19 protein-coding genes and 1 riboswitch are annotated in these 22,019 nt (G+C 70.3%); of the genes, 8 read left to right on the forward strand and 11 right to left on the reverse strand.

The window, feature by feature from the left end; genetic code table 11:
- Positions 1 to 12: 12 nt before the first annotated feature.
- Positions 13 to 561, reverse strand: a complete 549-nt coding sequence (locus G5T42_RS12905) for a type 1 glutamine amidotransferase domain-containing protein (protein WP_165129072.1) — start codon at positions 559 to 561, stop codon at positions 13 to 15.
- Between the two features lie 147 nt (positions 562 to 708).
- Between G5T42_RS12905 and G5T42_RS17925 the strand changes: the two genes are divergently transcribed.
- Positions 709 to 831 carry a hypothetical protein gene (locus G5T42_RS17925; RefSeq protein ID WP_277601754.1) on the forward strand — a complete coding sequence of 41 codons (123 nt, stop codon included), beginning with the start codon at positions 709 to 711 and terminating at the stop codon, positions 829 to 831.
- Between the two features lie 15 nt (positions 832 to 846).
- Here the strand turns inward: G5T42_RS17925 and G5T42_RS12910 are convergent, their stop codons facing one another.
- Positions 847 to 1,428, reverse strand: coding sequence for a carboxymuconolactone decarboxylase family protein (locus G5T42_RS12910; protein WP_165129074.1), 582 nt, complete (start codon positions 1,426 to 1,428; stop codon positions 847 to 849).
- 104 nt (positions 1,429 to 1,532) lie between these two features.
- Complete coding sequence (locus G5T42_RS12915) at positions 1,533 to 3,053, reverse strand: MDR family MFS transporter (RefSeq protein ID WP_165129076.1); 1,521 nt, start codon at positions 3,051 to 3,053, stop codon at positions 1,533 to 1,535.
- Between the two features lie 116 nt (positions 3,054 to 3,169).
- On the opposite strand from G5T42_RS12915, the gene G5T42_RS12920 reads away from it, so the two are divergent.
- On the forward strand, positions 3,170 to 3,814 hold the full coding sequence (locus G5T42_RS12920; protein WP_165129078.1) for a DUF1345 domain-containing protein: 645 nt from the start codon (positions 3,170 to 3,172) through the stop codon (positions 3,812 to 3,814).
- Between the two features lie 18 nt (positions 3,815 to 3,832).
- On the opposite strand, the gene G5T42_RS12925 is transcribed toward G5T42_RS12920, so the two are convergent.
- Positions 3,833 to 4,039: a hypothetical protein gene (locus G5T42_RS12925; protein ID WP_165129080.1), complete on the reverse strand. Its 207-nt coding sequence runs from the start codon at positions 4,037 to 4,039 to the stop codon at positions 3,833 to 3,835.
- A 48-nt stretch (positions 4,040 to 4,087) separates the two neighbouring features.
- Here G5T42_RS12925 and G5T42_RS12930 point away from each other — a divergent pair, with 48 nt between their 5' ends.
- The gene (locus tag G5T42_RS12930; RefSeq protein WP_206535640.1) at positions 4,088 to 6,133 is read left to right on the forward strand and encodes an ABC transporter ATP-binding protein; all 2,046 of its coding nucleotides are present in this window, start codon (positions 4,088 to 4,090) and stop codon (positions 6,131 to 6,133) included.
- A gap of 123 nt (positions 6,134 to 6,256) precedes the next feature.
- Here G5T42_RS12930 and G5T42_RS12935 read toward each other — a convergent pair whose 3' ends face one another.
- Genes G5T42_RS12935 through G5T42_RS12960 form a run of 6 tightly spaced genes read right to left on the reverse strand, consistent with a single transcriptional unit; the run spans position 6,257 to position 12,934 of the window.
- Positions 6,257 to 7,228: a glycosyltransferase family 2 protein gene (locus G5T42_RS12935; protein WP_165129082.1), complete on the reverse strand. Its 972-nt coding sequence runs from the start codon at positions 7,226 to 7,228 to the stop codon at positions 6,257 to 6,259.
- Positions 7,225 to 8,370, reverse strand: a complete 1,146-nt coding sequence (locus tag G5T42_RS12940) for a cysteine desulfurase family protein (protein ID WP_165129084.1) — start codon at positions 8,368 to 8,370, stop codon at positions 7,225 to 7,227. The genes G5T42_RS12935 and G5T42_RS12940 overlap by 4 nt, the downstream gene beginning before the upstream one ends.
- A gap of 9 nt (positions 8,371 to 8,379) precedes the next feature.
- Positions 8,380 to 9,243, reverse strand: coding sequence for a carboxylating nicotinate-nucleotide diphosphorylase (gene nadC / locus G5T42_RS12945; RefSeq protein WP_165129086.1), 864 nt, complete (start codon positions 9,241 to 9,243; stop codon positions 8,380 to 8,382).
- Positions 9,243 to 10,850, reverse strand: coding sequence for an L-aspartate oxidase (gene nadB, locus G5T42_RS12950; protein ID WP_165129087.1), 1,608 nt, complete (start codon positions 10,848 to 10,850; stop codon positions 9,243 to 9,245). The genes nadC and nadB overlap by 1 nt, the downstream gene beginning before the upstream one ends.
- Positions 10,847 to 12,196: a quinolinate synthase NadA gene (nadA, locus tag G5T42_RS12955; protein WP_165129088.1), complete on the reverse strand. Its 1,350-nt coding sequence runs from the start codon at positions 12,194 to 12,196 to the stop codon at positions 10,847 to 10,849. Before nadA ends, nadB begins: the two co-directional genes overlap by 4 nt.
- A gap of 12 nt (positions 12,197 to 12,208) precedes the next feature.
- The gene (locus G5T42_RS12960) at positions 12,209 to 12,934 is read right to left on the reverse strand and encodes an NUDIX domain-containing protein (protein WP_165129089.1); all 726 of its coding nucleotides are present in this window, start codon (positions 12,932 to 12,934) and stop codon (positions 12,209 to 12,211) included.
- A gap of 138 nt (positions 12,935 to 13,072) precedes the next feature.
- On the opposite strand from G5T42_RS12960, the gene G5T42_RS12965 reads away from it, so the two are divergent.
- The 4 genes from G5T42_RS12965 to gcvP all read left to right on the forward strand — a co-directional run bounded on the left by G5T42_RS12965 (position 13,073) and on the right by gcvP (position 18,961).
- On the forward strand, positions 13,073 to 14,245 hold the full coding sequence (locus tag G5T42_RS12965; RefSeq protein WP_165129090.1) for a MarP family serine protease: 1,173 nt from the start codon (positions 13,073 to 13,075) through the stop codon (positions 14,243 to 14,245).
- A 61-nt stretch (positions 14,246 to 14,306) separates the two neighbouring features.
- Positions 14,307 to 14,398, forward strand: a riboswitch (glycine riboswitch).
- 155 nt (positions 14,399 to 14,553) lie between these two features.
- Positions 14,554 to 15,699, forward strand: a complete 1,146-nt coding sequence (gcvT, locus tag G5T42_RS12970) for a glycine cleavage system aminomethyltransferase GcvT (RefSeq protein ID WP_165129091.1) — start codon at positions 14,554 to 14,556, stop codon at positions 15,697 to 15,699.
- On the forward strand, positions 15,696 to 16,076 hold the full coding sequence (gene gcvH, locus G5T42_RS12975; protein WP_165129092.1) for a glycine cleavage system protein GcvH: 381 nt from the start codon (positions 15,696 to 15,698) through the stop codon (positions 16,074 to 16,076). The genes gcvT and gcvH overlap by 4 nt, the downstream gene beginning before the upstream one ends.
- Positions 16,076 to 18,961 carry an aminomethyl-transferring glycine dehydrogenase gene (gene gcvP, locus G5T42_RS12980; protein WP_165129093.1) on the forward strand — a complete coding sequence of 962 codons (2,886 nt, stop codon included), beginning with the start codon at positions 16,076 to 16,078 and terminating at the stop codon, positions 18,959 to 18,961. The genes gcvH and gcvP overlap by 1 nt, the downstream gene beginning before the upstream one ends.
- A gap of 116 nt (positions 18,962 to 19,077) precedes the next feature.
- Here the strand turns inward: gcvP and G5T42_RS12985 are convergent, their stop codons facing one another.
- Positions 19,078 to 19,941: a CPBP family intramembrane glutamic endopeptidase gene (locus G5T42_RS12985; RefSeq protein WP_165129095.1), complete on the reverse strand. Its 864-nt coding sequence runs from the start codon at positions 19,939 to 19,941 to the stop codon at positions 19,078 to 19,080.
- Between the two features lie 158 nt (positions 19,942 to 20,099).
- Between G5T42_RS12985 and G5T42_RS12990 the strand changes: the two genes are divergently transcribed.
- On the forward strand, positions 20,100 to 21,947 hold the full coding sequence (locus G5T42_RS12990) for an ABC transporter family substrate-binding protein (RefSeq protein ID WP_241245817.1): 1,848 nt from the start codon (positions 20,100 to 20,102) through the stop codon (positions 21,945 to 21,947).
- Positions 21,948 to 22,019: the final 72 nt, after the last annotated feature.

Here is a 22,019-nt window from a genome sequence, read left to right on the forward strand (position 1 = left end):
GCGCTGTGGCCGTCAGGCGGTCTGACCGACGTGCGCGCCCTCGGCGATCTCTTCGACGACCTTCGCGTTGAAGGCGGGGAGGTCGTCGGGCTTGCGGCTCGAGACGAGCCCCTCGTCGACGACGACCTCTTCGTCGACCCAGTCCGCGCCCGCGTTCTCGAGGTCGGTTTTGAGGCTCGGCCAGCTCGTGATGGTCCGGCCGTCGACGACGCCCGCCTCGATGAGCAGCCAGGGGCCGTGGCAGATGACGCCGACGGGCTTGTGCTGCTCGAAGAACGAGCGGGCGAACGCGATGGATGCCTCGTCCATCCGGATCGCGTCGGCGTTGACGACGCCTCCCGGCAGGACGAGGGCGTCGTACTCCGAGGGGTCGGCGTCGCCGACCGAGACGTCGACGTCCTGCTCATGCCCGTTCTTGCCGGTGATCGAGCCGTCGGCCGGCGAGACGAGCGACGCGGTGGCACCGGCATCCGTCACCGCCTGCCAGGGAGAGGTCAGTTCGCTGTCTTCGAATCCGTCGGTCAGGAGGAATGCGACACGCTTGCCGTCGAGTCTGCTCATGGAGTTCCCTTCGCTCGGGCCGGCGGAACAGCCGGGGCGTCCACGCTAAGAAGCGGTCGCACAGACCGCGCGGGGCTTGCGCTCTCGGCGGGGATCGCCTACCGGGGCCGAGCCCCGCGCCCGCGGGACCGGGTTAGGATCGTCCGCATGGCCACCTCGAACCTGCCTGTCCCGACGCTCCAGCCGATCGCGGACGAGAAGAACCTGCTGACGGTCGTCGAGGCGAACGCGTCCTCGTGCTGCGGCGGCGGCTCCTGCAGCATCGACTGACGACATTCCCCGCGCTCAACCCCCTTCGACGGGCGAGAGCAGCGCCTCGGCCAGTTCAGGGCTGAGTCCGGGCACGTCCTCCACCGGCACCGCGAGGGCCTGAAGAGCACGGCTGTAGTAGTTGCGAGCGGCCGCGGCCAGCGCGATGTCGACGATCTGCCGGTCCGTAAAGCCGACGTCGCGCAATTCCTGCGAGTCGGCATCGGTCATGGATGCGGCATCCGTCGACAGACGCTCCGCGAAGCGCATGACAGCGACGTCCGCGTCGCCGAGTCCCGCCTCGGTGTAGTCGCGCGCCACGCGCTCGAGCTGCTCCTCGTCCATCGCGCCCGCGCGCAGCGTCTTCCGTCCGTGCATGAGGAGGCAGTGCGGAGAACGGATGGCGCGGGCCGCGGCGAGTGTCGCGAGCTCGTAGTTGCGCACCCCGATCGACGGGACGACCGCTCGGATGAGGGCCTCGAACGCCGTGTGCGCCTCGGGGTTGACGGCCATGGCCCGCGTGTGGCTGAAGACGAACCCGTCCGATGCCAGATCCGCGTCGTACATCTCGGCGACGTGACCCTCGGCGCCCTCGAGGGGCGGCGGCGTGACGATCATGGGCGGCTCCTTCCTGCGAGCCGGCGTCGCGGGCGTCGGCCAGTGCCCAGCATGCCACCGCGGCGCCCGTCCCGGGGGACGGACGCCGCGGTGGCTGCCGAGGATCAGTGCCCGGCGGGCGCGCCCATCGGCTGATCGGCAGGCTTGCGGATCAGGAAGGCGCCGACCAGAAGGGGAAGCGACACGATCGCGGCGACGAGGAACGCGGCGTGCGCGCCGGCGGCGCCCGCGACGGCGTCGGACGCGCCCGCCTCGGCGGCGGAGGCCTGGGACGCCGACAGGATCGCGACCATCAGCGCGATGCCGGCGGCGCCTGCGACCTGCTGGACGGTTCCGACGATGGCCGAACCGTACGAGTAGAACTTGGGCTGCAGCGACGCGAGGGATGCCGTGAACAGCGGCGTGAACGAGAGCGCGAGCCCCAGCGAGAGGAGCGTCTGGGATACCGCGACCGTCCAGATCGACGTCGTCTCGTCGAAGGTCGTGTAGAACCACAGCATCCCGCTGGCGAGGAACGTGCCGGGGATGAGGAGCACGCGGGTGCCCCAGCGGTCGTAGATGCGGCCGATGATCGGTCCGGTGAGTCCCATGATCAACGCACCCGGCAGGGCGACGAGCCCGGTCTGGAGGGCGGACACACCGAGCGTGTTCTGGAGGAAGAGCGGCACGACGGTGATGACGCCGAAGAACGACACCGACAGGAGTCCCATCTGGCCGATCGACAGCGAGAAGTTGGCCGAGCGGAAGACCCGCAGGTCGAGCAGTGCGTCGTCGGTCCTCTGCAGCCGCAGCTGTCGCCAGATGAACAGCCCGAGTGCGATGACCCCGACCGACAGCGCCACGATGAGCGAGACTCTCGAGACCGTGCCCGCCGCGGCCTCGGCCGCCGTGTCCGTGTGCGCCGCCGTGCCGCCGATCTGGCTCAGCCCGTAGACGAGACCGCCGAAGCCGAACGCCGAGAGCACGACCGACAGGACATCGATGGGTGCGCGCGTCGTCTCGCCGAGGTTGTGGATCCAGCGCGCGCCGATCGCGAGCGCCACGAGCGCGATCGGCAGGACGATGCCGAAGATCCAGCGCCAGCTCAGGGTGTCGAGGAGGAAGCCGGAGAGCGTGGGCCCGATCGCCGGAGCGAGCGAGATCACGACGCTCACGCGCCCCATCATCCGGCCACGCTGATTCGGCGGCACGACCGTCATGAGGGTGGTCATGAGGAGCGGCATCATGATCGCCGTCCCGGATGCCTGCACCACACGGGCCACCACGAGAAGCGGGTAGCCCGGCGACAGAAGTGCGATCAGCGTGCCGAGCGAGAAGAGGCTCATCGCCGCGATGTACATCTGACGCGTCGTGAAGCGGCGCAGCAGGAAGCCCGTGATCGGGATGACGACGGCCATCGTCAGCATGAACGCCGTGGTGAGCCACTGCGCCTGCAGCGCCGTGATGCCGAGGTCGGTGATGAGGTGCGGGATCGCCACGCCCATCGTGGTCTCATTGAGGATCGCCACGAAGGCCGCCGCAAGGAGAAGCCAGATGACCCGGCTCTCTTCGGGCCGCAGCACGCCCGAGGACGGCGCGACGGCTCGGACGCTTCCGGTGGAGGACGAAGTGTCGGTTGCAGCCATGGGTCGTCTCCTCAGAGCTCTGGGCGGGGGGAAGGCGACCACCGGAGGTGGTGCACGAAGAACGCTAACGGCCACGTCGGACATCCCATTCCCCGGCGGGATGTCAACATTCGGTTATGGACGCTTCGATCCCCACGCATTCGACGGTCATACCGCGCGGAATGGCGGCTGTCGCCGTGGGCCTCGTGGTGGGGGTGTGGCTGTCGATCGTAGCGGATGTGTGGGTCGGGATTCTCGCGGGATGGGCCGCGACCTCCCTCGTCGCGGGGCTGTGGGCGTTCACGATGGCGTGGCGGATGGATGCCGCGCAGACCCGCACGCATGCGCGAGCCGAGGATCCCGGGCGCAGCACGGCACGCGTCATCGCCCTCGTCGGCAGCCTCGCGAGCCTCTTCGCCGTGGCCGCCGTCCTCATCCAGACGCGGAACGTCTCCGAGATCGAGTCGTGGATCCTCGCGGGCCTGGCCGTCGTGGCGGTCGCGGCATCCTGGTTTCTGATCCAGACCGACTACATGCTCCGTCTGGCGGCCGAGTACTACTCGGACCCCGTCGGAGGCATCGACTTCAACCAGACCGAGGACCCGATGTACAGCGACTTCGCGTACATCGCGCTCACGCTCGGCATGACCTATCAGATCGGCGACACCAACCTGCGGACGAATCAGCTGCGCCGGATCGTCCTCGCCCAATCGGCGCTCGCGTACCTCTTCGCGACGGTGATCATCGCGACCGTCATCAACCTCGTGGTCGACCTGGGCTGAGGTCGCGCCCCGGGCGCGTCAGACCTCGGTGCGCTCCTCGTCGCCGGGCTCGTCCCACTTCTCCGAGCCGATCGCATCCGTCCGCTCGGGCTCCGGCTCGTTCTGCAGCAGCTCGGCGGGCTCGGGCTCGATGAGCGCCTCGGTCGGCGTGTTCTTCAGCTCGTCGATGTCCTTGCGGAGCGCGTCGAGATCGGGTCCGTCGGGCTGCTCGGGGATCGAGGTCATATGTCCAGCGTAGCCCCGACGTCCCTGGCGCTGATTAGGCTTTCGCGCATGAGCATGGGTCGTGGCGGGGGCGGAGCAGGGGGCGCCACCTTCCGCGGCGTCGACATCGAGGCGCAGCGAAAGCTCAACGCCGAGGCGCCGAAGATCCCCGATCTCGGAGCCCGCGTCGTCGGGCTCTTCCACCCCTACCGCGGACGACTCGCGTTCACCGGCTTCCTGGTGGTCGCGGGTGCCGCGATCGCCGTCGTGCCGCCGCTCCTCGTGCAGCGCATCTTCGACGACGCCCTCTTCCCGGTCGACGGAGCGCCGCCCGACATCCCCCTCCTCATCCGGCTCGTGCTCGCGATGATCGGGCTCTTCCTGCTGTCGGCCGCGCTCGGCGTCGTGCAGACGTACTACACCGCCACGATCGGCAACAGCGTCACCGGCGACCTGCGCGTCAAGCTCTTCGACCATCTCCAGGCGATGGAGCTCGCGTTCTTCACGCGCACCAAGACCGGCGTCATCCAATCCCGCCTGCAGAACGATGTCGGCGGAGTCTCGGGCGTGCTGACCAACACGGTCACGAGCATCCTCGGCAACCTCGTCACGGTCATCGCCTCGCTCATCGCGATGATCATCATCGACTGGCGGCTCACCCTGATCGCCGTCTTCCTCATGCCGCTGCTGATCCTCGTCCAACGGCGCGTGGGCCAGGTCCGCGCCCGCATCGCGGGGGAGACGCAGGAGTCGCTGTCGGAGCTCTCCGCGATCACGCAGGAGACGCTGAGCGTCTCGGGCATCCTGCTCTCGAAGTCGTTCAACCGGCAGCGCACCGAGTCGGCGCGCTACCAGGATGAGAACCGCAACCAGGTGCGACTGCAGGTGCGTCGCGCCATGAGCGGCCAGGGCTTCTTCGCCGTCGTGCAGGTCATCATGTCGTCGGTTCCCGCGGTCATCTACCTCGTGTCCGGCTACCTCATCACCGGCAGCGTCGACTCCACCATCACGGCGGGCACGATCGTCGCGTTCACGACGGTGCAGGCGCGGCTGCTCATGCCGCTCATGGGGCTCATGCGCGTCGCGCTCGATCTGCAGACGTCGGCCGCCCTGTTCGCGCGCATCTTCGAGTATCTCGACCTCGCTCCGGCGATCAGTGACCGCCCGGGTGCCGTGTCGGTGTCCGAGGCGCCGGGCCCTGTCGGACGCATCGAGTTCCGCGACGTGGTCTTCCGGTATCCGGATGCCGCGCCCGACGCCCGTCCGACGCTCGACGGCATCTCGTTCACGGCCGACCCGGGCGAGCACGTCGCGTTCGTCGGTCCGTCCGGCGCCGGCAAGACGACGGTGCTCTACCTCACGCCGCGCATGTACGAGGCATCCGGCGGGTCCGTGCTCTTCGCGGGCGCCGACGTGCGCGACCTCACCGGCGAGTCCATCATCGACAACGTCGGCATCGTGTCGCAGGAGACCTACCTCTTCCACGCCACGATCCGCGAGAACCTCCGCTACGCGAAGCCGGAGGCGACGGATGCCGAGCTCGAGGCCGCGTGCCGCGCCGCCAACATCCACCACATCATCACGAACTTCGAGAACGGGTACGACACGGTCGTGGGGGAGCGGGGCTACCGGCTCTCCGGCGGCGAGAAGCAGCGCATCGCCATCGCGCGGGTGCTCCTGAAAGATCCGCCCGTGCTGCTCCTGGATGAGGCGACGTCGGCGCTCGACACCGTGTCGGAGCGCGTCGTGCAGGAGGCACTGGATGCCGCGGCCCGCGGCCGCACGACGCTCTCGATCGCGCATCGGCTCTCGACCGTGATCGGGGCCGACGTCATCCACGTCGTCGACGCGGGGCGCATCGTCGAGTCGGGCACCCACGCCGAGCTCATCGCCCGGGACGGCCTTTACGCCGAGCTCGCGGCGCAGCAGCTCGCGGCATCCCGGATCCTCGAGACCGAGGCCGCCGAAGCCCACGCCGACCACCCCGATCGCCGCGCCGATCGCGCCCCCGACACTCCGGTCGAGGCCGTGATCGCGGCCACGGCGCCGGCGCAGGTGCAGGTGCTCGACCAGGCCCCCGCGGGGCGCTCCTGGCCCGACTCCGGCCCGCACTGACGCCGGGCGCCGTCCTCGCCGCCCTCGCCGTCCTCCGGGGATGAGGATTTCTCTCGGAACGAGGACGATCGGCCCCCACCCCCTCGACCCGGGATTACTCCTCGTCTCGCGAGCTCGGCCCGATCACCACAGCTGGGCTGCGGCGGCGAGATGGGCGGACTCGTCGTCGAGAGGAGCCACGGCGCCGCCGCGCGCCCACAGGTCGCGCGTGAACGCGCCGAGAGCGCGGCGGTAGGCGTCGTCCGGGTGCTCCTGCGCGATGCGCACGAGCGGGGGAAGGTCCATCGCGAGGATGAGTCGCACACGTTCCTGGACTGCGGCGGCGTGCCCCGCGCCCTCGAGCTCGGCGATTCCCCCGGCCATGCCGTCGAGGTAGTCGCGCAGCACGAGAACAGCATCCTTGCGCTGCGTGATGGACGTGCCGTCGGCGCGCTCCCGCCAGTGCACGAGCACGTCGGGCACGACGTCGAAGGCCCGCGCGGCGGCGTACATGCGCTGCGCGACGACCTGGTCCTCGTACAGCCGGCCCACCGGGAACCGGAGGCCCGCACGACGCCAGAACTCGACACGGCTCACCTTCGACCACGCGACGATGTTGGCGGATGCCGCGGGGTGCGCGTCGATGTTCGTGGCGCGGCGCTCGGGGTCGGTGGCGGCGGCGACCCACGGCTGGACGATCCCCGTCGTGTAGCCGCCGTTCCTGTCGGGCCGGAGCCGCACGTAGGCACCGAGCGCGAAGTCGCTCCCCGTCTCGTCGAGCGTCCCGACCAGCCGCTCGAGCGCCGTCGGCGTGAAGAGGTCGTCGGCGTCGAGGAAGCCCACGAGCGGCGTCTCGACGAGGTCGAGCCCCGTGTTGCGCGCCGCCGCGAGTCCCTGACGGATGTCGTGGCGCACGAGTCGGAAGCGAGGGTCATCGGCGGCGGCATCCGCGAAGATCTCGGCGGTTCCGTCCGTCGATGCGTCGTCGACGAGGATCGCCGCCCAGTCGTCGCGCGTCTGCGCGCGCAGCGAGTCGAGCGCCTCTTCGGCATACGCCGCCACCTCGTAGCCGGGCACGATGATCGTGACCGCCGCGCGGTCGCTCGGGTGGCTCACCCGCCCGATCGTACAGCGGCGACGGATGCCTCGACCGCCGCGGCGACGGCGTCCAGCGACCCGCTCAGCGCATGTGGAAACGTGAACCGCACGGCCGTCTGCGCGACCTCGGGAGAGATGCCCATAGCGACGAGGACGTGCGACGGCTCGTCGCTTCCGGCAGCGCACGCCGACCCGCTCGACGAGACGACCCCGCGACGCTCCAGCTCGAGCAGCACAGCCTCGCCGCTCGTCCCCTCGAAGGTGAAGCTCGCCGTTCCCGGCAGCCGATGCACGGGGTCGCCCGTGAGCCGGGCGGTCGGCACACCGGCGAGCACCCGGGTGACGAAGGCATCTCGAAGAGCGCCGACGCGTGCCGCGGACTCCTCGCGCTCGGCCTCGGCGAGATCCAGCGCGGTAGCGAGGCCGACGGCGCCGGCGACGTCCTCCGTGCCGCTGCGGCGGCCGCGCTCCTGGCCGCCCCCGTGCATGAGCGGCTCGAGCGGGATCCTCCCGCGCACGCCGAGCACGCCCGTGCCCTTGGGTGCCCCGAGCTTGTGCCCCGCGATCGAGATCGCGTCGACGCCGAGGTCGGCCGCCGAGAGCGGCAGCCACCCGGCGGCCTGGACGGCGTCGATGTGCAGCGGGATGCCTCGGCTCCGCGTCACCTCGGCGATCGCCGCGATGTCCTGGACCGTCCCGATCTCGTTGTTGGCGTAGCCGATGCTGACGAGCGCCGTGTCGTCGCGGAGGGCCGAGGCGACGGCATCCGTCGACACCCGTCCGAATCGATCGACCGGCAGATGCGTGACCTCGAAGCCGTGGATGCGGGCGAGGTAGTCGCCCGATTCGAGGATCGACTCGTGCTCGATGGGCGTCGTGACGAATCGCTCCGCGTCCCGCTGCAGCTGCGCAGCTATCGCGATGCCCTTGATCGCGAGGTTGTTGGCCTCCGTGCCCCCGGACGTGAAGACGATGTCGCTCGCGCGCATCCCGAGCACGCGAGCGATGCGGCGCCGCGCATCGGCGAGTGCCTCGGCGGCGGCCTCGCCCACCGTGTGGTGGCTCGACGGGTTGCCGTACCAGCGCGTGAGGTACGGCATCATGGCGTCCAGCACCTCGGGCCGGACGGGGGTCGTCGCGGCGTTGTCGAAGTACAGCATCGACACGGCTCAGGCCCCGCTGACCTCGATGCGGACGTCGAGCCCCAGGTCGAGCGCGCGCGCGGAGTGCGTGAGCGCGCCGACCGAGATGACGTCGACGCCGGTCTCGGCGATCGCGCGCACGGTGTCGAGAGAGACCCCGCCGGATGCCTCGACCGTCGCGCGTCCCGCGACGACCTCGACCCCGCGGCGCAGGTCGTCGAGCGAGAAGTTGTCGAGCATGATCGTGCCGATGCCGGCGGCGAGGACGGGCTCGATCTGTTCGAGGCGGTCGACCTCGACCTCGATGTGGGTGGTGTGGGGGAGGCGCGACTTCGCTGCGCGGAGCGCCTCGGTCACCGACGCGTGCTTCTGCGCGAGGACGGCCAGGTGGTTGTCCTTCGCCATGACCGCATCCGAGAGCGAGAAGCGGTGGTTGTGGCCCCCGCCGTTGACGACGGCGTGCCGCTCGAACGCGCGAAGCCCCGGGGTCGTCTTGCGCGTGTCGGCGATACGGGCCTTCGTGTGCGCGACCTCGGCGACGTACCGGCCCGTGAGCGTCGCGATGCCCGACATGCGCTGCACGAAGTTGAGCCCGATCCGCTCGGCGGTGAGCACCGAGCGGGCAGGGCCGGTCACCACCGCGAGCACCGCACCCTCTTCGAACCACTCGCCGTCCTCGACCACGAGCTGCACCTCGACCCGCGGATCGGTGAGCCGGAAGGACGCCTCGAACACCGCGCCCCCGCTGAAGACACCACCTTCACGTGCGACGAGGTCGGCGCGCGCCGACGCGTCCTCGGGGATCAGGAACTCGCTCGTGAGGTCTCCCCAGGGGGCATCCTCTTCGAGCGCCGCCGCGACGGTCCGGTCGATCGCTGCAGGTGTGAGCATCAGGCGACCTCCGCCGCAAGGGCACCGGCCGCGGAGGGGACGGATGCCTCGGCATCGTCGCGCCGGTAGTGCGCGCCGACGGATTCCCTCCTGCTGAGGGCCGCGGCGACGACGCGCTCGGCGACGACGAGGAGGTTCTCGTCCTCGAACTCCGCCTCGGTGCGGGGCGTGCGCGCATCGCTCCGCCAGGCTGCGAGGACGGATGCCGCGTGCGCGAGGCCTGCTTCGTCGCGGACGAGGCCGGCGTCCTCCCACAGGAGGAGCTGGAGTGCGCGGCGTGAGAAGGGCGGGACGGGGCGGTCGGGGTTCGACCCTTCGACATGCTCAGGGATCGGGGGGCGCTGGGCGACCGTGGCCGGCTCGGCGACCGCCGGCGTGACGGGCCACGCCCGGGACGCGGCATCCTGAGCGATCACGTCGCCGGCGCGAGCGCCGAAAACGGCTCCCTCGAGGAGAGAGTTCGACGCGAGGCGATTCGCCCCGTGGACGCCCGTGCGGGCGACCTCGCCCACGGCGTAGAGGCCCGGCAGCGACGTGCGCCCGAAGAGGTCGGTCGAGACGCCGCCCATCAGGTAGTGCGCGGCCGGCGTCACGGGAATGGGCTCGCGGGCCCAGTCGAGCCCGCGCTCGCGCACCGCGGCGTCGATCGTGGGGAACCGATTCGCGAGGAACGACGCCCGCTCCTCGTACGTCGGGCGCAGATGCGTCGCGTCGAGGAAGACCGGGCGGCCGTGCTGCAGCTCCATCTGATGTGCGATCGCCCGGGCGACGACGTCACGCGGCGCGAGCTCGCCGTCGGGGTGCGCGTCGAAGGCGAAGCGGCGGCCGTGCTCGTCGATGAGGGTCGCGCCCTCACCGCGCACGGCCTCCGAGACGAGGAAGGCATCGCCCACGCCGATGATCGTCGGGTGGAACTGGAAGAACTCCATGTCGCTCACCTCGACGCCGGCGCGGATCGCGGCGGCGATCCCGTCGCCGGTGGCCACGGGCGGGTTCGTCGTGTGCGCGTAGAGCTCGCCCGCTCCGCCGGTCGCGAGGACGACGGCGTCGGCGGTCAGCGTCTGGCGGCGCCCCCGCACCTCCGGCGCGTCGCCGATGAGGAGCTCCACTCCACGTGCGCGTCCGTCGCGGACGACGAGATCGATGAGGAACGCGTGCTCGATCACCGCGACGTCGCTCGCGCGCAGCCGCGCCACGAGCGCCTTCTCGATCGCCGTCCCCGTGGCGTCCCCTCCCGAATGCAGGATGCGCGGATAGGAGTGTGCCGCCTCGAGGCCCTTCACGAAGTCGCCGGACGCATCGCGGTCGAAGGCGACGCCCAGCTCGACGAGCTCGCGAATCCGCGACGGACCCTCTTGCGCGAGCACGCGCACCGCCGCGGGGTCGTTGATCCCTGCGCCGGCGGTCATCGTGTCGCGGATGTGGTCCTCGACGCGGTCGTCCGCGAACATGACGCCGGCGATCCCGCCCTGCGCGTAGCGGGTGTTGGCGTGCTCCAGCACGTCCTTCGTGACGAGCGTGACGCGACAGCCGTGCTCAACGGCGTGCAGCGCGGTGATGAGCCCGGCGATGCCGCTCCCGACGACGAGCACCTCCGGAGTGGTCATGAGGCGTTCTCCCAGTCCGCCGCGGGCGCGGCCGGCGGCTTGGCAGCGAGCATCCGCTCGAGCGCGAGGCGAGCCGGGTCGGCGACGTCGGCCGGCACGGTGATGCGGTTGAGCACCTCGCCGGCCACGAGCCCCTCGAGCACCCAGGCGAGGTAGCCGGGGTGGATGCGGTACATGGTGGAGCACGGGCAGACCACGGGGTCGAGGCAGAAGATCGTGTGCTGCGGGTTGTCGGCGGCCAGGCGCTGCACGAGGTTCACCTCGGTGCCGATCGCGAACGTCGTCGGCTCGGTCGCCGCCTCGATCGCCCGGCGGATGTAGTCGGTCGAGCCCGACTCGTCTGCGGCGTCGACGACCGCCATCGGGCACTCCGGGTGCACGATGACGCGCACGCCGGGGTGCTCCGCCCGCGCCTTCTCGATCTGGTCGACCGAGAAGCGCCGGTGCACCGAGCAGAACCCGTGCCAGAGGATGACGCGGGCGTCCGCCAGCTCGGCCGGGGATGAGCCGCCGAACGGCTTGTTCGGGTTCCACATCGGCATCTGCTCGAGCGGCACGCCCATCGCCTTCGCCGTGTTCCGGCCGAGGTGCTGGTCGGGGAAGAAGAGCACGCGGCGTCCGCGCTGGAAGGCCCACTCCAGGACGGTCCGCGCGTTCGACGACGTGCACACGATGCCGCCGTGGCGCCCGACGAAGCCCTTGATCGCGGCCGACGAGTTCATGTACGTCACGGGGATCACCGGGACGAGGCCGTCGGCATCGGTGGCCGCCATGTCGCCGTAGACGTCTTCGAGCTGCTCCCAGCACTCCTCCACCTGATCGATGTCGGCCATGTCGGCCATGGAGCAGCCGGCGGCCAGGTTGGGGAGGATGACGGCCTGCTCCGGCCGGGACAGCAGATCGGCCGTCTCGGCCATGAAGTGGACGCCGCAGAACACGATCGCCTCGGCCTCAGGGTGCTCGAGGGCGGCATTGGCCAGCTGGAACGAGTCGCCGACGTAATCGGCGTGCTGCACGACCTCTTCGCGCTGGTAGAAGTGGCCGAGGATGACGACGCGGTCGCCCAGCGCCGCCTTGGCGGCGCGCACGCGGGCGTCGAGCTCCTCCGCAGAGGCATCCCGGTACTCCTGCGGAAGCTCGCCCTGCCGAGGGGAGCCCGTCGGGATGACGTCGCCCATGGAGGCGCCGGGGCCATAGCCGGGGCGCACGTCGAAGTTCCACGGACCGGCGGCGAGATCGGTGTTGCATGTCTCACCGGCGGAGGCTCCGGCGACGATCGCCTGGATCTCGTGGTCGACCGACGGGTCGATGGGGCGAGGCTGAAGCGTGATGTTGACAGCGGGCATGTCGTACTCGATTCAGGTGCGGGCGGCGAGGGGGCCGCGGTCGGCCAGCTCGACGTCCTGGTTGTAGCGGTACAGCCGCGCCGGGCGGTGGCTGCCCGTGCGGAAGCGATCGGTGGGGATGAGGGTGCCGGATCCTTCCACCTGACGGCGGAAGTTGGCGGGGTCGAGGCGCCGGTCGAGGATCGACTCGTACACCTCGCGCAGCTCGGCGAGCGTGAACTCGTCCGCGAGGAGTCCGTGCGCGATGCGGCTGTAGCCGACCTTGTTGCGCAGGCGCCACAGGGCGTAGTCGACGATGTCGTTGTGGTCGAAGGCGAGGCGGGGGAGGGATGCCGCATCGAACCACGCCACGTTCTCGAGCGCGTCGTCGGCACGCACCTCGTCGGTGCGGAGGAGGGCCCAGTAGACGATCGAGACGACCCGGCTCGTCGATCGCTCGACCGCGCCGAAGGCGTAGAGCTGCTCGAGATAGCTGGGTGCGAGCCCGGTCGTCTCGGCGAGGGTTCGGGATGCCGCGGCATCCAGGCTCTCGCGGATGTCGAGCCAGCCGCCGGGAAGCGCCCACAGACCCTCGTAGGGGTCGCGCGTGCGGCGCACGAGCGGGAGAGCGAGCGACGGGGTCTCGTGCCCGGGCTCGCGGCGCAGGCTGAAGATCACGGTCGAGACGGCGACGCGCGTGACATCGTCCGCGGCGGTTCGCGTCGCGGCGTCTGCGGGAGTGAAGACTGTTTGTGTCATGTTGACTCTAACTAACGCAAATCATCTTAGAGTCATTCCGACCAGAACGCCAAACCGCGCCACGGCGCGGTGACGCAGTTCCGGCCCAGAAAGGCCGCGTAGCCTTTCCTCGCAGCGCGCCGAGGGGAGGGAAGTGCCGTGATCGTGGTCGACGTCGTGCTCGTCGCGGTGCTGCTGGTCGCCCTCGTCGTGGGCGCGCACCGCGGGCTCGTCGCGAGCGCGGGCGCTCTCGTCGGGCTCGTCGCCGGCGGCATCGCGGCGTACTGGATCGCGCCGATCGTGAACGATGCGTGGCCATGGCAGCAGTGGCGCCCCGTCGTCGTGGTCGTTCTCGTGCTGCTCCTGCTGGGGCTCGGCGGTGCGGCGGGAGGCGCCATCGGCGCGGCACTCCGCCGAGGCGTCGATCGCACATCGCTGCGGGTCGTCGACAGGATCCTCGGGGCCGTCGCGAGCGTCATCGTCGCGGCGCTCGCCATCTCGCTCGTGGGCTCGAGCATCGCCGTGACCGGCGGACCCATCCTCGCTCCGGCGATCGCTTCCTCCCAGGTGCTCCGGACGATCGACCGGCTCACTCCGCCCCCCGTCGCGGCGGGTCTGGCGCAGCTGCGCTCCGTCGTCCTCGACGATGCGCTGCCGACGTTCGGCGACCTCCTCGGCGGCGTGACGCGCCCGACCGAGCCCCCGATCGACCTTGCAGACCCCGAGCTGGCGCAGGCCGCGGCATCCGTCGTCCGAGTCTCGGGCACGGCCTACGCGTGCGGCACGAGCTCCACCGGCACGGGGTTCGTCATCGCCCCCGACCGCGTGGTCACGAACGCCCACGTGGTGGCCGGCGTGGATGCGCCGGTCGTCGAGGTGCCGGGTGCGGGAGCGCGCGAGGGGCGCATCGTCGCGTTCGACGCCGCTGCGGACCTCGCGGTGATCGCCGTCGACGATCTGGGCGCGGCGCCGCTGCAGCTCGGCCCGACGCTCGCGCCGGGCGCGGCGGCGGTCGTGCAGGGCTACCCCTACGGCGGGCCGTTCTCGCAGATCAACGCCGACGTCCTGTCTGTGGGGACCGTCGACATCCCCGACATCTATTCGCGAGGCGGCGCGCCGCGTGAGATCTACGCGCTCCAGGCCGCGGTCCGGCCGGGCAACTCCGGCGGCCCCCTCCTCACGGCCGACGGGGTCGTGGCCGGACTCGTCTTCGCGCGCGGCGAGAACGACGACACGCGCGGCTACGCCATGACGATGGCCGAACTGGATCCCGTCGCGGCCTCGGCACCCTCGTTGCAGAACCCGGTCTCGTCGGGGTCCTGCACGAGCTGACGCCGCTCCCCGCGCCGGCGCCTCGTGCCGTTATGCTGTACGCGCAACTGAAGAAGGCCGCATGACGTGTGCGGGAGAGCCCCGGTTCCGGCCGGGCACCGAAGGAGCAAGCCTCCCCGTCAATCTCTCAGGTCCGCGTACCGCCCACGTCCGGCCGCTCTGAAAAGCGGTGCCTCGTGCACCCGCCGACGGTGAAAGCCCCGCCATCCCTCCGGATGCCGGGGCGAAGCTCTCAGGCCCATGACAGAGGGGGAGTTCCTCGGACCGCCGATTCCCGGCGTCCGCCCGTCGACGACCGGGAGAACTCGATGACAGACCCCCGCTACACACCGCTGCGGCAGCAGCACGAGGCGCTCGGAGCCTCGTTCACCGACTTCGGCGGCTGGGCCATGCCGGTGCGCTACACCTCCGACCTGGCCGAGCATCGCGCCGTGCGTGAGGCCGCGGGTCTCTTCGACATCTCGCACATGGCCGAGTTCGTCGTCGAGGGTCCGGGGGCCGGCGCGTTCCTCGACTACGCGCTCGCCGGGCGGCTCTCTGGCCTTTCCGACGACCAGGCCAAGTACAGCCTCGTGCTCGACCCGTCGGGCGGCATCGTCGACGACGTCATCGTCTACTGCCAGCACCCGGATCGCTTCATCGTCGTCGCGAACGCGGGGAACCGGGATGCCGTGGCCGACGCCTTCTCGGACCGGCGCAATCGGTTCCTCGACCTGTCCGAGGGTGACGTCACCGTCGAGGACTGGACGGAGCGCATCGCCCTCGTCGCCGTGCAGGGCCCCACCGCGCAGCGGATCCTCGAGGCGACGCCCCAGCTCACGGGCTACTCGACCCCGCTCGACGACCTCAAGTACTACCGCATGACACATGCGGCCTTCACCCCTCAGTCCGGTGCCGAGCCGTCGCCCGTGCACGTCGGCCGTACCGGCTACACCGGCGAGGACGGTTTCGAGGTGTTCGTCCGCTGGGACGACGCGCCCGCCCTGTGGGACGCGCTCCTCAGCGCAGGCGAGGAGCATGGCCTCGTGCCGGCAGGCCTCGCCGCCCGCGACACCCTGCGCCTCGAGGCGGGCATGCCGCTGTACGGCCACGAGCTGGGGCTCGACATCGTCCCCGCGCAGGCGGGCCTCGGCCGCGTCGTCGTCGACGGCAAGGAGCGGTTCGTCGGCAAGGAGGGCCTCGAAGCCGTCGATGCCGCGACCCTGCCCGTGCTCGTCGGCCTGACCGCCGACGGCAAGCGCGCCGGCCGCGCCGGCTACGGCGTGTTCGACGGCGAGACGAAGGTCGGCGAGATCACGAGCGGAGCGCTCAGCCCGACCCTGGGGCATCCCATCGCCATGGCCTTCGTCGCACCCGGCTCCAGCGCACCCGGAACCGAGCTCTCCATCGACGTACGCGGCACGCGGATCCCCGCGACCGTCACCGCCCTTCCCTTCTACAGGAGGATCAAATGACCGATCTCGACAGCCTCAAGTACACCGCCGAGCACGAGTGGATCGCCCTCGACGGCGATGTCGCCACCGTCGGCATCACGGACTTCGCGGCCGACAAGCTGGGCGACGTCGTGTTCGTCGACCTTCCGGCCGTCGACTCCGGCGTCTCGGGCGGACAGGTCTGCGGTGAGATCGAGTCGACGAAGTCGGTCGGCGAGCTCTATGCGCCGCTCACGGGCGACGTGCTGGCGGTCAACGACGCGGTCGTGGACGACCCGTCGCTCGTCAACTCGGACCCGTACGGCGAGGGGTGGCTCGTGAAGCTGCGGGTCGAGGCATCCGCCGTCGACGGCCTGCTCGACCGCGCGGCGTACGTCGCGCTCACCGAAGGCGCGTGATGACGGGCACCCTCCACTCGTTCCAGGCCCGCCACATCGGGACGGATGCCGCGGCCCAGCGCGTCATGCTCGACGCGCTCGGCTACGACACGGTCGAAGAGCTGGTCCAGCGGGCGGTGCCCGCATCCATCCACGTCGCTCCGCGGGAGACGACCGACATCCCGCCCGCCGCGACGGAGGCCGAGGCGCTCGCGGAGCTGCGCGCCCTCGCCTCGCAGAATCGCACCGCGCGGCCGATGATCGGGCTCGGGTACTACGACACCTTCACGCCCTCGGTGATCGCCCGGAACGTGCTCGAGAACCCCTCCTGGTACACCGCCTACACCCCGTACCAGCCCGAGATCTCGCAGGGACGCCTCGAGGCGCTCATCAACTTCCAGACGATGGTCACCGACCTGACCGGCCTCGACACGGCGAACGCGTCGATGCTCGACGAGTCCACCGCCGTCGTCGAGGGCATGCTCGTGGCGCGCCGCGCTTCGAAGTCGTCCTCGAACGTCTTCGCCGTCGACACCGACGCGCTGCCCCAGACGAAGGCTCTCCTGCACGCGCGGGCGGCGGCCGTCGGCATCCAGCTCGTCGAGGTCGACTTCGCGCACGGCGGGACGCTGCCCGACGGGCTCTTCGGCACGCTCGTGCAGTACCCCGGCGCCTCGGGGAACGTGTGGGACCCCAGCGGAGTCGTCGACGCGACGCACATCGCGGGGGGACTCGTCGTCGCGGCCGCCGATCTGCTCGCGCTGACGCTCCTGCGGTCGCCCGGCACGTTCGGCGCCGACATCGCGGTCGGCACGACGCAGCGGTTCGGCGTGCCGCTCGGGTTCGGCGGCCCGCACGCCGGGTACATGGCGGTGCGCTCGGGTCTCGAGCGTCAGCTGCCGGGTCGCCTCGTGGGCGTGTCGGTGGATGCCTCGGGCCAGCCCGCCTACCGACTCTCGCTGCAGACCCGCGAGCAGCACATCCGCCGCGAGAAGGCGACGTCCAACATCTGCACGGCGCAGGTGCTCCTCGCGGTCATGGCCGCGATGTACGCCGTCTACCACGGACCTGCCGGCCTGCGCGCGATCGCGACCGAGGCGGCGCAGAAGGCCGAGGCGCTCGCCGCCCGCCTTCGCGACTACGACCTGCATCTCGTGTCGGACTCGTTCTTCGACACGATCCGCGTCGTGACGCCGGGTCCCTCCGAGCGCGTCATCGAGCGGGCGCGGTCGAAGGGCTACCAGCTGCACTGGGTCGACGACGCGACCGTCGGCGTCTCGGTCGACGAGACGACGACCGCCGACGATCTCGCCGCCGTCGCGTGGGCCTTCGGGCTGCCGGCGGCCGACGAGCACGACGTGCGCGACCTGCCGTTCGCCGGCGCGACGCCGCTCGCCGGCGTGCCGGAGGGGCTGCACCGGGTGGAGGAGTACCTGACGCACCCCGTCTTCAACTCGCACCGGTCCGAGACGGCGATGATGCGCTACCTCAAGCAGCTCGCCGACCGCGACTACGCCCTCGACCGCGGCATGATCCCGCTCGGCTCGTGCACGATGAAGCTCAACGCGGCGACCGAGATGGCGGCCGTGTCGTGGCCCGAGTTCTCGCGCGTCCACCCGTTCGCACCCGAGGCGGACGTGCGCGGCTACCTCGCCATGATCGAGCAGCTCGAGGTCTGGCTCGCCGAGGTGACGGGCTACGACGCGGTGTCGCTGCAGCCGAACGCCGGCTCGCAGGGCGAGCTCGCCGGCCTCCTGGCGATCCGCGGTTACCACCTCTCGAACGGCGAGGCCGAGCGCACCGTGTGCCTCATCCCGTCGTCGGCCCACGGGACCAACGCCGCCTCCGCGGTGCTGGCGGGCATGAAGGTCGTCGTGGTGGCGTGCGATGAGGCCGGGAACGTCGATCTCGACGACCTCCGCGCCAAGATCGAGACCCACGCCGACGCCCTCGCGGCGCTCATGATCACCTACCCGTCGACTCACGGCGTGTACGAGCACGACGTGCTCGAGATCACGCAGGCCGTGCACGACGCGGGCGGGCAGGTCTACGTCGACGGAGCCAACCTGAACGCCCTCCTCGGGTTCGCGCGCTTCGGCGACCTCGGCGGCGATGTCTCGCACCTGAACCTCCACAAGACGTTCGCGATCCCGCACGGCGGGGGAGGACCCGGCGTCGGCCCCGTCGCCGCGAAGGCCCACCTCGCCCCCTTCCTGCCGGGACATCCGTTCTCGCAGCGCAAGGACCACGCGGGCGGCGTGTTCCAGGGCGGGGCGGTCTCGTCCGCACCGCACGGGTCGGCGGGCATCCTGCCCATCTCGTGGGCGTACCTGCGCATGATGGGCGCCGAAGGCCTGCAGGATGCCACCGCGGCCGCGGTCCTCGCGGCGAACTACATCGCGACCCGGCTGAAGGACCACTACCCGGTGCTCTACGCCGGCGACGGCGGGCTGGTCGCGCACGAGTGCATCCTCGACCTCCGCCCGCTGCGCGAGGAGACCGGCATCACGGTCGACGATGTCGCCAAGCGCCTCATCGACTACGGTTTCCACGCCCCGACGATGTCGTTCCCGGTCGCGGGGACGCTCATGGTCGAGCCGACGGAGTCCGAGGACCTCGGCGAGATCGAGCGCTTCATCGAGGCCATGATCGCGATCCGTGCCGAGGCATCCGCCGTCGCCGCGGGCGAGTGGCCCGCCGACGACAACCCGCTCGTGAACGCCCCGCACACCGCGGAGTCGGTCGTCGCGGGGGAGTGGACGCACCCGTACTCGCGGGAGACGGCCGTGTATCCGCTCCACTCGCTGGTGCGCACCAAGTACTGGCCGCCCGTCCGCCGGATCGATCAGGCGTACGGCGACCGCAACCTGGTCTGCGCCTGCCCGCCCATCGAAGCCTTCGCCTGACCGGGCGCCGGTCTCTCCTCCGCTCATCGGGCTGAGCGGAGGGGAACCGAGCGAGGGAGGACGGATTCCGAGGTCGAGTCCTCCCTTCGGCTGTTCCCCTCCGCCGGCCGACTCCGCTACGGGGTCGGGGTTGGGCTCGGGGTGGGGGTCGGGGACGGCGAAGGGGGAGGGCCGAAGACGCCCGGCCAGAGAGCCGCCGCCAGGGGATAGCCGACGAAGGCCACGATGTCGAGCAGGGTGTGCGCGATCACGAGCGGCATGATCCGGCCCCACCGCCGGTAGCACCAGCCGAAGACGACCCCCATGACGAAGTTGCCGACGATCGCGCCGATGCCCTGATACGCGTGGTACGCGCCGCGCAGCGCGGCCGTCGAGAGGATGATCGCCCACCAGTTCCACCCCAGCCGGCGCAGCCGATCGAAGAGGTAGGCGATGAAGACGACCTCTTCGGTGAGCCCGGCCCGGATCGCCGAGAGCACGAGGAGCGGGACGGTCCACCACGCGGCATCCAGCGGGGACGCGACGACCGCCACTGTCACCCCGAGTGCGCGGCCGGCGGCGTAGAGCGCCAGCCCCGGGACGCCGATGGCGGCGGCGAGCAGGATGCCTCGGCCGAGGTCGCCGCCGAACCGGGTGAAGTCGAGGCCGATGCGCCGAAGGGCGTTGCTGCCCGGCTCCCAGAGCAGGTAGACGACGAGTCCGACGAGCGCGAGCGCGAACACCACGGCGAGGGTCTGGTACAGGATGTCCCAGAACGCCTGCGCGTCCCGCGAGGGGTTCACCTGCGCCTGCTGCTGCCCGAGCGGGACCGGTGTGAGCAGTCGCCGGACGAGCGTCAGGAGGGAGTAGAAGGCCGACTGCCCCACCGAAACGGCCAGGACGAGGGAGACCTCCCACGTGTAGCGCCGACGGTCGTAGGGGGTGAGGGCGGGGATCGTAGTGGGTTCCCTCCCACTCCGAGGCCCATCGGGCGAGGTCATCTTGTCAGATTGCCACACTCAAGGGCGATTGAGTTAAGGCTCTGTAACGTTTTGGCCGATCCTTTTGACCATCTCAAAGGGCGTGCTTATCGTTTCTTCATCCGCGCGCCGTCGAGTCCCTGCTTGACGTGCGCGCACAACCCTGCACAGGAGGAACAGTGAGAATTAAGCGCATCTCGGCCGCGGTGGCCCTCACCGCAGCCGGCGCACTGGTGATCTCGGGCTGCGCCGCCGGTGGCGGCGACAACAACGGCGACGACTCCGGTCTCGTCGAGGGCTCGTCGATCACCGCTGCGTGGAACCAGGCGTTCTATTCGATGAACGGCAACACGTCGTACGGCAATGCGACGGCCAACAACAACATCAACTACCTGACGCTCGACGGTTTCAACTACTACAACAACACGCCTGAGCTCGTGAAGAACGAGTCCTTCGGCTCGTACGAAGTGGTCAGCGAAGACCCGCTCACGGTCAAGTACACGATCGCCGACGGCGTCAACTGGTCGGACGGCACCCCCGTCGACGCATCCGACCTGCTGCTCAACTGGGCCGCTCTCTCGCGTGCGCTCGACACGCCGGACTTCGACCCGGGCGAGTACACCGACCCCGACACCGGTGAGTTCACCGACGCGTTCCCGACCGACGTCGTCTACTTCGACTCCGGCGCGACCCCGACGGCGGGCCTCGGCCTCGTCACGAAGACCCCCGAGGTCAGCGACGACAACAAGTCGATCACCATGGAGTACGACCAGCCGTTCGTCGACTGGGAGCTCTCGTTCCCGTCGCCGCTGCCGGCTCACGTCGTGGGCAAGAACGCGCTCGGCATCTCGGACAGCGAAGAGGCCAAGAAGGCCGTCGTCGACGCCATCCAGAACGACGACGCCGCGGCACTCGCCCCGATCTCGGCCTTCTGGAACTCGGGCTTCAACTTCACCGAGCTTCCGGACGACCCGGAGCTGTACCTGGCCAGCGGCCCGTACATGATCACCGACTTCGTCGCCGATCAGTACATCACCCTGAAGGCCAACCCCGAGTACAAGGGCAAGAACAAGGCCAACATCGAGGAGATCACGGTCCGCTTCATCCCCGACCCGCTCGCGGCGGTGCAGGCGCTCCAGAACGGCGAGGTCGACATCATCTCGCCCCAGGCCACGGCTGACATCAAGACGGCGCTGGACGCGCTCGACGGCATCACGGTCAAGACCGGTGTCGAGGGCACGTACGAGCACGTCGACCTGCAGTTCGACCAGGGCAAGAACTCGCAGAACATCTTCTCGAACGCCAAGGCTCGCGAGGCCTTCATGAAGGTCATCCCGCGTCAGGAGATCCTCGACACGCTCATCAAGCCGATCGTCGGCGAGGACGCGCTCCTGCGCAGCTCGCAGATCTTCGTCCCGGGCGCCAAGGGCTACGACGAGTCGGTCGCCGAGAACGGCTCCGACGCCTACGCCGAGGTCGACATCGACGGTGCCAAGCAGCTCCTCGCCGAGTCGGGCATCACCGACACGTCGGTCTGCATCCTCTACGCCTCGAACAACCCGCGCCGTGTCAACGAGTTCGCCCTCATCCAGGCTTCGGCCGCCAAGGCGGGCTTCAACGTCACCGACTGCGGCTCCGAGGACTGGGGTGGCCTGCTCGGCACGCCGGGCGCCTACGACGCCTCGCTCTTCGGCTGGCAGTCGACGAGCCTCGGTGTGACCAACTCGCTCCCGACGTTCCAGACCGGCGGAATCAACAACCTCAACTTCTACTCGAACTCTGAGGTTGACGACATCGTCGCGAAGCTGAACGTCGAGTTCGACGAGGACAAGCAGATCGACCTGGAGAAGCAGCTCGACAAGGCTCTGTGGAGCGACTTCTACGGCGTGACGATCTTCCAGTTCCCCGGTGTCACCGCCTACAGCGACCGTGTGGAGGGCATCGACCCGTCGATCCTCGCCCCCACGATCTTCTGGAACGCGTGGGACTGGTCGGTGACCGACTCCGGCTCGTCGTCGGGGGAGTAATCCGCAAGATGGTCTTCCCCGGATCCTGATCCGGCAGAAGCACCGACGTGGGGTGCAGGTCCCCGAGGGGAC

Origin of the sequence: Microbacterium sp. 4R-513 (assembly GCF_011046485.1) — a bacterium.
Classification (GTDB): Bacteria; Actinomycetota; Actinomycetes; order Actinomycetales; family Microbacteriaceae; genus Microbacterium.

Bases quoted from the DNA above. Each gene is read 5' to 3' on its own strand.
- G5T42_RS12910 (WP_165129074.1), bottom strand. From the start codon at position 1,428: ATGATCGTCACGCCGCCGCCCCTCGAGGGCGCCGAGGGTCACGTCGCC.
- G5T42_RS12915 (WP_165129076.1), bottom strand. From the start codon at position 3,053: ATGGCTGCAACCGACACTTCGTCCTCCACCGGAAGCGTCCGAGCCGTC.
- nadC (WP_165129086.1), bottom strand. From the start codon at position 9,243: ATGCTCACACCTGCAGCGATCGACCGGACCGTCGCGGCGGCGCTCGAA.
- gcvT (WP_165129091.1), top strand. From the start codon at position 14,554: ATGACAGACCCCCGCTACACACCGCTGCGGCAGCAGCACGAGGCGCTC.
- gcvH (WP_165129092.1), top strand. From the start codon at position 15,696: ATGACCGATCTCGACAGCCTCAAGTACACCGCCGAGCACGAGTGGATC.
- nadA (WP_165129088.1), bottom strand. From the start codon at position 12,196: ATGCCCGCTGTCAACATCACGCTTCAGCCTCGCCCCATCGACCCGTCG.
- G5T42_RS12930 (WP_206535640.1), top strand. From the start codon at position 4,088: ATGAGCATGGGTCGTGGCGGGGGCGGAGCAGGGGGCGCCACCTTCCGC.
- gcvP (WP_165129093.1), top strand. From the start codon at position 16,076: ATGACGGGCACCCTCCACTCGTTCCAGGCCCGCCACATCGGGACGGAT.
- G5T42_RS12905 (WP_165129072.1), bottom strand. From the start codon at position 561: ATGAGCAGACTCGACGGCAAGCGTGTCGCATTCCTCCTGACCGACGGA.
- G5T42_RS17925 (WP_277601754.1), top strand. From the start codon at position 709: ATGGCCACCTCGAACCTGCCTGTCCCGACGCTCCAGCCGATCGCGGAC.
- G5T42_RS12940 (WP_165129084.1), bottom strand. From the start codon at position 8,370: ATGCTGTACTTCGACAACGCCGCGACGACCCCCGTCCGGCCCGAGGTG.
- G5T42_RS12920 (WP_165129078.1), top strand. From the start codon at position 3,170: ATGGACGCTTCGATCCCCACGCATTCGACGGTCATACCGCGCGGAATG.
- nadB (WP_165129087.1), bottom strand. From the start codon at position 10,850: ATGACCACTCCGGAGGTGCTCGTCGTCGGGAGCGGCATCGCCGGGCTC.
- G5T42_RS12960 (WP_165129089.1), bottom strand. From the start codon at position 12,934: ATGACACAAACAGTCTTCACTCCCGCAGACGCCGCGACGCGAACCGCC.
- G5T42_RS12925 (WP_165129080.1), bottom strand. From the start codon at position 4,039: ATGACCTCGATCCCCGAGCAGCCCGACGGACCCGATCTCGACGCGCTC.
- G5T42_RS12985 (WP_165129095.1), bottom strand. From the start codon at position 19,941: ATGACCTCGCCCGATGGGCCTCGGAGTGGGAGGGAACCCACTACGATC.